The organism is Achromobacter sp. 46006 (assembly GCF_059761975.1).
The window spans coordinates 1-3,137 of sequence record NZ_JCBANN010000123.1 but is presented as its reverse complement, the minus strand read 5'-3'; the positions used below and the strand labels follow the sequence as shown (position 1 = coordinate 3,137).

4 protein-coding genes are annotated in these 3,137 nt (G+C 66.1%); all 4 read right to left on the bottom strand.

Translation table 11 applies throughout. From position 1 onward, the window contains the following. Positions 1-80: 80 nt before the first annotated feature. Genes AC6LKG_RS26400 through AC6LKG_RS26385 form a run of 4 tightly spaced genes read right to left on the bottom strand, consistent with a single transcriptional unit; the run spans position 81 to position 3,077 of the window. Complete coding sequence (locus tag AC6LKG_RS26400; protein ID WP_498169929.1) at positions 81-806, bottom strand: amino acid ABC transporter ATP-binding protein; 726 nt, start codon at positions 804-806, stop codon at positions 81-83. Continuing rightward, positions 803-1,519, bottom strand: coding sequence for an amino acid ABC transporter permease (locus tag AC6LKG_RS26395; RefSeq protein ID WP_498169927.1), 717 nt, complete (start codon positions 1,517-1,519; stop codon positions 803-805). Before AC6LKG_RS26395 ends, AC6LKG_RS26400 begins: the two co-directional genes overlap by 4 nt. Then, on the bottom strand, positions 1,520-2,221 hold the full coding sequence (locus AC6LKG_RS26390) for an amino acid ABC transporter permease (protein ID WP_498169926.1): 702 nt from the start codon (positions 2,219-2,221) through the stop codon (positions 1,520-1,522). Between the two features lie 28 nt (positions 2,222-2,249). Further along, complete coding sequence (locus AC6LKG_RS26385; RefSeq protein WP_498169923.1) at positions 2,250-3,077, bottom strand: ABC transporter substrate-binding protein; 828 nt, start codon at positions 3,075-3,077, stop codon at positions 2,250-2,252. Positions 3,078-3,137 lie beyond the last annotated feature (60 nt).

The following is a 3,137-nucleotide window of genomic DNA, read 5'->3' as shown; positions in this document are numbered from 1 at the left end:
ATCGTAGCCCCGCCATCCCCCACCGACCCCGCCACGCGCGACTCAAGAACCCAACCCCGCCCCCAAGCGCAACAACCACTTCACCTCCGGATCTCGGCCAAGAACTTCCGCGCCCGCTCCGTCTCCGGCCGGCCAAAAAACGCCTCCGGCCCGGCCACCTCGACAATCCGCCCAGCGTCCATGAACCACACCGTATCGGCCACCTCGCGGGCAAAGCCCATTTCGTGTGTCACGCACACCATGGTCATGCCATCCTTGGCCAACCCCTTCATTACTTGCAGCACCTCGCCCACCATCTCGGGGTCCAGCGCGCTGGTCGGTTCGTCGAACAGCATCACGGGCGGATTCATCGCCAGTGCCCGCGCGATCGCCACGCGCTGCTGCTGGCCCCCGGACAATTGCGCCGGATAGGCCTCGGCCTTGTGCGCCAGGCCCACGCGGTCCAGCAACTGCAGGGCCCGCTCGCGCGCCTCGGGGCGGCGCGCGCGCTTCAGTTGCAGCGGCGCCAGCATCAGGTTTTCCAGCACCGACAGGTGCGGAAACAGGTTGAACTGCTGGAACACGAAGCCGATGTGGCTGCGCAGCGTATCCAGGTGCACGTTGCTGCCGTAGATATCCTGGCCGTCGACCTCGATCACCCCCTTCTGGATCGGCTCCAGCCGGTTGACGGTGCGGATCAGGGTCGACTTGCCCGAACCGGACGGACCGCACACCACCACGACTTCGCCGCGCCGGACTTGCGCCGTCACGTCGGCCAGGGCCTGGTAATCGCCATACCACTTCTGCACATCGGAAAATCGGATCATATCGGGACCACCTTGGGGGCAGGCGCGCGGCCGGCGCGGCGGCTGCCGATGCGTTTCTCGGTCAAGTGCACCAGGGCGCTCAGGCCGAAGTTCAGGATGAAATAGGTCAGCGCCAGCAGCGCGAACACTTCGAACGGTTTTGTCAGCAGCACGCTGTTGATCTGGTTGGCGGCGTAGGTCAGTTCCTGCACGCTGATCACATAGGCCAGCGAAGTTTCCTTCACGGTCGAAATGAACTGGCTCAGCATGCTGGGCAGCATGTTGTAGAGCGCCTGCGGCAGGATCACGCGCCGCATGGTCTGCATGTACGACAGGCCGAGCGCGCGGCTGGCCTCCTGCTGGCCACGCGGCAGCGCCTGGATGCCGGCGCGGATGATCTCGGCCAGATAGGCGCTTTCATAGCAGACCAGCGCCACCACCATCGTCGTGGTGCCCGCCACCGGCCGGCCGATCAGCAGCGGCACGAAGAAGTAGGCCCAGAAAATGAACATCAGCAGCGGCAGGCCGCGCACCAGGTACACCATGGCCGATGCCGGCCAGCGCAGCGCGCGGTACGGGCTGATGCGGCCCAATGCCAGCAGCACGCCGCAAGGCAGTGCCAGCGCCAGGCTGACGGCGGCCAGGCCCAGCGTGGCGGCCAGGCCGCCGATGGGGCCGTGCGGATACTGGCCGATGAGCAACAGCAGCCAGTTGTCTTTGAGGATATCCCACATTCAATGGCCTCCCAGCGGCCGGTAGCGCCGCTGCAGCAGCGCGCCGCCGCCCATGATCAGGAACGACAGCAGCAGATAGATCGCCGTCACCACCGCGTAGGCCTCGAAGGTGCGGAACGTGTAGTTCTCGATTTCGCGGCCGGCGGCGGTCAGTTCGGCCACGCCGATGGCCATGGCCAGGCTGGTGTTCTTGACCAGCAGCAGCGTCTGGTTAAGCAGCGGCGGGATGGCGATGCGGAAAGCCTGCGGCAACACCACGCAGCGCATGGTGCGCAGAAAGCCCAGTCCCAGCGCACGCGCCGCCTCGACCTGTCCGGCCGGGATGCCGCGCACGGCGCTGCGCAGGTCTTCGCAGACGTAGGCCGACATCACCAGGCCGATGGCGATGCACGACAGGATGAACTCGCTGCCATGGGCATTGAGCCAGTCGGTCGCCGCCTGGGGCAGCAGCGCCGGCACGCCGAAATACCAGAACAGGATGTGCACCAGCATGGGCACATTGCGGTGAAAGGCCACATACAGCGCGATCAGCGCATTGGCCACGGGCGAGCCCGTCAGGCGGATGACCGCCAGCAGGCTGCCCACCAGGAACGCCAGGATCCAGGCAAGCCCGGCCAGCGCCAGGGTGGTGGCGAGCCCCCTGAGCAGCCAGGCCGGGTACTCCCCCTGGAAAATGGCGGAGAAGTCGAAGACGTAATGCATCGGCGAAGGCTCCGGCGCGCGCGGCGCGTCAACCCTTGATCGGTTCGATGCGGAAGTCGCGCTTCATGTTGAACTGGGTGCCGGGGCCGAACCACTTGTCGAAGACCTGGGCGGCCTTGCCAGAGGCTTCCATGCCGTCCAGCACCTTGTTCACCTGGTTCAGCATCGCCGTGTCGCCGCGACGCACGCCCATGCCCCACGGCTCCACGAACAGCGCGGGTTCGAGGATTTTCACCGGCACCGCGCTGGAAGCAGCCTGCTGCTTGAGCTTGACCAGCATCAGTTCGGAGGCGACGAAGCCGCTGACCTTGCCTTGCTGCAGGGCCAGGAAGGCGCCGCTGGGGTCCTTGAACGTCACAGGCTCGACATTCGGAATGAACTTGCGCGCCCCTTGTTCCGATGATGAGCCGCGCACGGCGCTGACGCGCTTGCCGGCCAGGTCGGCGGGAGACTTCAGATCCTTGTCCGAGGCGCGCGCCAGCACTTTCTGCAGGCTCACGAAATGCTGGTGCGAATAATCGATCTGCTTGGCCCGTTCGGGACTCCAGCCCAGGTTCGCCGCGACCACGTCGACGCGGCCCGCGATCAGTTCAGGGATGCGGGCCTCGACCGCGATCAGCTTGAGTTCCAGCGGCACGCCCAGGCTGTCGGCCACGGCCTGGCACATGTCGACTTCGTAGCCGACGATGGCGCGGGTCTTCGGGTCCTGGAAACTGAACGGCTCGGCAGTGCCCATGGTGCCGCAGATGAACTTGCCGCGCGCCTTGATGTCCTGCAGCGTATCGGCGTGCGCCGCGGGGGCCAGGGTGGCGGCCAGGCCAACGGCGGCCGCGCAGGTGATGATCCATTGCTTCATGCTGATTCCCTTGAAATATAAGTATGGGTACTGCCAACGGCGGCGGCCCCGGCACGGGGC

Bases quoted from the DNA above. Each gene is read 5' to 3' on its own strand.
- AC6LKG_RS26400 (WP_498169929.1), bottom strand. From the start codon at position 806: ATGATCCGATTTTCCGATGTGCAGAAGTGGTATGGCGATTACCAGGCC.
- AC6LKG_RS26395 (WP_498169927.1), bottom strand. From the start codon at position 1,519: ATGTGGGATATCCTCAAAGACAACTGGCTGCTGTTGCTCATCGGCCAG.
- AC6LKG_RS26390 (WP_498169926.1), bottom strand. From the start codon at position 2,221: ATGCATTACGTCTTCGACTTCTCCGCCATTTTCCAGGGGGAGTACCCG.
- AC6LKG_RS26385 (WP_498169923.1), bottom strand. From the start codon at position 3,077: ATGAAGCAATGGATCATCACCTGCGCGGCCGCCGTTGGCCTGGCCGCC.